The sequence below is a fragment of the Duganella flavida genome, assembly GCF_009857445.1.
In the GTDB taxonomy this organism is placed as follows: Bacteria; Pseudomonadota; Gammaproteobacteria; order Burkholderiales; family Burkholderiaceae_D; genus Rugamonas; species Rugamonas flavida.
Map to the genome: position 1 here is coordinate 1 of NZ_WWCN01000038.1, position 5,379 is coordinate 5,379.

Here is a 5,379-nt window from a genome sequence, read left to right on the forward strand (position 1 = left end):
CGCGGCGTCCGGCACGGGCCCGCAGCAAGGCCAGGTTGTTGGCGACGATGGCCTGCCCGGCCGCGCCGCCGGCGCTAGCGATGGTGACAATCACGCCAGCCCCCGCCCGGCCGCCGCCGACGCCAAGGCCGTCATGCGGCCGAATTCCGCGCCCGGCAAGGCGCGCATCACCGCCAGCATCACCTGCCCGGCCAGAGAACGCGACAGGCACAGCCAGACCTTGGCGCGGGTGCCGTGGTCGCAGGCTTCCACCCGCATGAATTCCATCGCATCGCCGCAGGTGCGCATCACCAGCGCGCGCAACTCGGTCAGCGCCGCCGCGTCCACGGTGAGCAACATCAGGCACGGGCGCGGCGGCCGCGCGCGGTCGGCGGCGGCCCATAGCGAACGGCGTTGCGCAGCTTTGGTGTGGAAAAAGGCGTGCATGACAGACCTCCGGGGTAGCGTTTCGATACCGGAAAGCTTAGCGGGCAGGCCGTAAAAACGGTCTAAAAAGGCGGGGCGGCGTTGTAAACATCGTGTATAAATTGCGCAGTGCGCAATTTTTGCCGCGCAGTTTGCGCAGTTGAGGATAGAATACGCAAACAATGCATGAACTGTACATAAACCCAGTATCAAGAAAACAAGCTTGCTCGTATGGCCACTAAAAAACCCGTTTCCGACTACAGCGAATCATCCATCCGCGTCCTCAAGGGCCTGGAGCCCGTCAAGCAACGCCCGGGCATGTACACCCGCACCGAGAATCCGCTGCACATCATCCAGGAAGTGATCGACAATGCCGCCGACGAAGCGCTGGGCGGTAATTGCAACACCATCATCGTCACCCAGAACGCCGACGGCAGCATCACCGTCGAAGACGACGGCCGCGGCATCCCGGTCGGCCTGCACCCGGAAGAAGGCGTGCCGACGGTGGAAATCGTCTTCACCCGCCTGCACGCCGGCGGCAAATTCGACAAGGGCAGCGGCGGCGCCTATGCCTTCTCCGGCGGCCTGCACGGCGTCGGCGTCTCGGTCACCAACGCGCTGTCCAAGCGCCTGGAAATCACGGTGTGGCGCAAGGAGCCGAACGGCACCGGCCTGCACCACCTGGTGTTTGAAAACGGCGACGTGGTTGAACCGCTGTCCTCCGTGGTGGCGCCGCGCGACGGCAAGAAATCCGGCACCCGCGTTACCGCCTGGCCGGACGCCAAATATTTTGACTCCTCGGCCATCTCGCCAACCGAGCTGCAACGCCTGCTGCGTTCCAAGGCAGTGCTGCTGCCGGGCGTGACGGTCACGCTGAATAACGCCAAGACCGGCGAATCGCAAACCTGGCAGTACAAGGATGGCCTGCGCGGCTACCTGACCGAAGCGCTGGCGCAAGCGACCGACGGCGAGACCCTGATCCCGCTGTTCGAAGGCGAGCAATTTGCCAGCCCGGACGCCGAAGGCTTCGCCGAGGGCGAAGGCGCGTCGTGGGTGGTGGCGTGGACCGAGCAAGGCGCCATCGTGCGCGAATCGTATGTCAACCTGATTCCCACGCCGAACGGCGGCACCCACGAATCGGGCCTGCGCGAAGGCTTGTACGGCGCGGTGAAAAACTTCGTCGAGATGCACTCGCTGCTGCCGAAAGGCGTCAAGCTGCTGCCGGAAGACGTCTTTGCGCGCGCCTCGTTCGTGCTGTCGGCCAAGGTGCTGGACCCGCAATTCCAGGGCCAGATCAAGGAACGTTTGAATTCGCGCGACGCCGTGCGCCTGGTGTCGACCTTCTCCAAGCCGGCACTGGAGCTGTGGCTCAACCACCACGTCGACTACGGCAAGAAACTGGCCGAGCTGGTAATCAAGCAAGCGCAATCGCGCCTGCGTTCGGCGCAAAAAGTCGAGAAGAAGAAATCCTCCGGCGTGGCCGTATTGCCGGGCAAGCTGACCGACTGCGAATCGACCGACATCGAGCGCACCGAATTGTTCCTGGTCGAGGGTGACTCGGCGGGTGGCTCGGCAAAGATGGGCCGCGACAAGGAATTCCAGGCGATTTTGCCGCTGCGCGGCAAGGTCTTGAACTCGTGGGAGACCGACAAGGACCGCCTGTTCGCCAACAACGAGATCCACGATATTTCGGTGGCGATCGGCGTCGATCCGCACTCGCCGAAAGACACGCCGGATTTGTCCGGCCTGCGCTACGGCAAAATCTGCATCCTCTCTGATGCGGACGTTGACGGCTCGCACATCCAGGTACTGCTACTGACCCTGTTCTTCCGCCACTTCCCGGCGCTGATCGCCAATGGGAATATCTGCATCGCCCGTCCGCCGCTGTACCGCGTTGACGCGCCGGCGCGCGGCAAGAAGCCGATCCAGAAGCTGTACGCGCTGGACGACGGCGAGCTGGTGGCCATCGAGGACAAGCTGCGCAAAGATGGCCTGAAAGAAGGCGCGTGGTCGATCTCGCGCTTCAAGGGCCTGGGCGAGATGAACGCCGAGCAGCTGTGGGAAACCACCATGAATCCGGACACCCGCCGCCTGCTGCCGGTGGCGCTGGGCGGCTTTGGCCTGCACGAATCGGCGGCCCGCTTCAATATGCTGATGGGGAAAGGCGAAGCGGCTGCGCGCCGCGCCTGGATCGAGGAACACGGCAACGAAGCCGAAGCAGATATCTAAATCTAGAACCGAACTATGACTCAAGCAAATCTCTTTGACGAACCGGCGTCGCAGCAGGCGCCAGCCGACGCGACGGCCGAAGCACAAGCCGCACCGGCAGCAGCACCTGAAGCAGTCGCGCAAGACATCCAGGCCGAGGCCCAGCCTGCCGCCGCCGATGGCGGTGCCGGCGACGATACTGGCGCTGGCGCTGGCGCTGGCGGTGCCGGCGACAGCGGCGGCGGTGGCAACAATGGCGGCAATGGCGGCGGCAGCGACGACGGCGGCATGTTCGGCGGCGGCGACAATGGCGACGGCGGCGACGCACTGACCCTGTCCACCTTCGCCGAACGCGCCTACCTCGACTACGCCATCTCGGTAGTAAAAGGCCGCGCCCTGCCCGACGTCTGCGACGGCCAGAAGCCGGTGCAGCGCCGCATCCTGTACGCGATGAACGAAATGGGCCTGAACAGCGCCGCCAAGCCGCGCAAATCGGCCACCGTGGTCGGTGACGTGCTCGGTAAGCTGCACCCGCACGGCGACCAGTCGGTGTACGACGCCATGGTACGCATGGCGCAGGACTTCTCGCTGCGCTATCCGCTGATCGACGGCCAGGGCAACTTCGGCTCGCGCGACGGCGACGGCGCTGCAGCGATGCGCTACACCGAGGCGCGTCTGACGCCGATCGCCAAAGTCCTGCTGGACGAAATCAACCTCGGCACGGTCGACTTCCAGGCCAACTACGACGGCTCGACCGAAGAACCATGCCTGCTGCCAGCGCGCCTGCCGATGGTGCTGCTGAACGGCGCCTCCGGTATCGCGGTCGGCCTGGCGACGGAAATCCCGTCGCACAACCTGGGCGAAGTAGCGCAAGCTGCCGTCGCCATGATCCGCAATCCAAAAATCAGCCACAGCGAGTTGATGGCGCTGGTGCCAGGCCCGGACTTCCCGGGTGGTGGCCAGATCATCACGCCGCCATCGCAGATCGCCGACATGTACGCCACTGGCCGCGGCTCGATGAAAGTGCGGGCGCGCTGGAAGATCGAAGAACTGGCGCGCGGCCAATGGCAGGCGGTGGTGACCGAACTGCCACCGGGCACCTCGTCGCAAAAGGTGCTGGAAGAAATCGAAGAACTGACCAACCCGAAAATCAAGCTAGGCAAGAAAGCCCTGTCGCCGGAACAGCTGGCGCTGAAATCGCTGATCCTGAATTCGCTCGACACCATCCGCGACGAATCGGGCCGCGCGGCGCCGGTGCGCCTGGTGTTCGAGCCGAAATCGAAAAACCAGGACCAGACCGAATTCATGCTGATGATGCTGGCGCATACCTCGCTCGAATCCTCGGCCTCGATCAACCTGGTGATGATCGGCGGCGATGGCCGTCCGCGCCAGAAAGGCCTGAGCGACATCCTGCAAGAGTGGATCAGCTTCCGCTTCGCCACCGTCACCCGCCGCACCCAGTTCAAGCTGGGCAAGGTCGACGCCCGCATCCATATTCTGGAAGGCCGCCAGACCATCCTGCTGAACATCGATGAAGTGATCCACATCATCCGCAATTCGGACGAACCGAAAGCGGCGCTGATCGCCCACTTCAAGCTGTCCGAAATCCAGGCCGAAGACATTCTTGAAATCCGCCTGCGCCAACTGGCGCGCCTGGAAGCGATCAAAATCGAACAGGAACTGGCCGAGCTGCGCAAAGAGAAGCAACTGCTGCAAGACCTGCTGGACAATCCAGCGTCGATGAAGCGCGCCATCATCAAAGAAATCGAGACCGACGCCAAAACCTACGGCGACGCGCGCCGCACCCTGATCGAAGAAGCGCAGAAAGCCGTGGTGGAACAGAAAGTGGTGGACGAACCGGTCACCGTCATCATCTCCGAAAAGGGCTGGATCCGCGCCCGTACTGGCATCGGCCACGACGCGACCCAGTTCACCTTCAAGGCCGGCGACGCAATCTACGGCGCGTTTGAATGCCGCACGGTCGACAACCTGCTGGCCTTCGGCAGCAACGGCAAAGTCTACTCGGTGCCGGTAGCGGCGCTGCCGAACGCGCGTGGCGACGGCGTGCCGGTCACCACCCTGATCGACCTGGCGCCAGGCGCGCGGGTACTGCACTACTTCGCCGGCGCCGCCGCCACCCGCCTGCTGCTGGCCACCAGCGCCGGTTTCGGCTTCGAGACCAAGGCTGGCGACATGGTCAGCCGCATCAAGGGCGGCAAGTCCTTCATCACGCTGGACGACGGCGACGTACCGCTGCCGCCGACCGTCATCCCGGATACCGCCAGCGCAGTAGCCGTGCTGTCGTCGGGCGCGCGGGTACTGGTGTTCGGCATGGACGAGATGAAAGTGCTGACCAACGGCGGCCGCGGCGTGATCCTGATGGAACTGGCCGACAAAGAAACGCTGCTGGCGGCCAAGCCCATCAGCCAGAAAGGCGTAACCGTGTTTGGCACCGGACGCGCAGGCAAGGCGCAGGAAGAGAAACTGTCGGCATCGGCGCTGGCAGTCCACTTCGGCAAACGCGCGCGCAAGGGCAAGGAGCTGGCGACCAAGATCAAGCCAACCGGCCTGGTGCCGATCGTTTAAAGCCGGCATTGCGGCCCACGCGGCCGCGCAGCACAAAAAAAAAGACAGGCATGGTGAACTGAACCCCAAGAGTTGGACACCAACTCTTGGGGTTTTTTAATGACCAAATTCAATGAGCGCTTGAAGCTATCGGTAGTAAAGCAGTGCCTATCAGGTAAAAGTACGTATGCCGAGGTTGCG

At 63.6% G+C, this 5,379-nt stretch carries 3 protein-coding genes; 2 read left to right on the top strand and 1 reads right to left on the bottom strand.

Translation table 11 applies throughout. From position 1 onward, the window contains the following. Window positions 1-90 precede the first annotated feature (90 nt). Window positions 91-426, bottom strand: a complete 336-nt coding sequence (locus GTP46_RS28935; RefSeq protein ID WP_161010089.1) for a hypothetical protein — start codon at window positions 424-426, stop codon at window positions 91-93. Between the two features lie 210 nt (window positions 427-636). Here GTP46_RS28935 and GTP46_RS28940 point away from each other — a divergent pair, with 210 nt between their 5' ends. Beyond that, window positions 637-2,634: a DNA topoisomerase IV subunit B gene (locus GTP46_RS28940; RefSeq protein ID WP_161010090.1), complete on the top strand. Its 1,998-nt coding sequence runs from the start codon at window positions 637-639 to the stop codon at window positions 2,632-2,634. A 267-nt stretch (window positions 2,635-2,901) separates the two neighbouring features. Beyond that, window positions 2,902-5,199 carry a DNA topoisomerase IV subunit A gene (gene parC / locus GTP46_RS28945; protein ID WP_161010091.1) on the top strand — a complete coding sequence of 766 codons (2,298 nt, stop codon included), beginning with the start codon at window positions 2,902-2,904 and terminating at the stop codon, window positions 5,197-5,199. Window positions 5,200-5,379 lie beyond the last annotated feature (180 nt).

Bases quoted from the DNA above. Each gene is read 5' to 3' on its own strand.
- GTP46_RS28935 (WP_161010089.1), bottom strand. From the start codon at position 426: ATGCACGCCTTTTTCCACACCAAAGCTGCGCAACGCCGTTCGCTATGG.
- GTP46_RS28940 (WP_161010090.1), top strand. From the start codon at position 637: ATGGCCACTAAAAAACCCGTTTCCGACTACAGCGAATCATCCATCCGC.
- parC (WP_161010091.1), top strand. From the start codon at position 2,902: ATGTTCGGCGGCGGCGACAATGGCGACGGCGGCGACGCACTGACCCTG.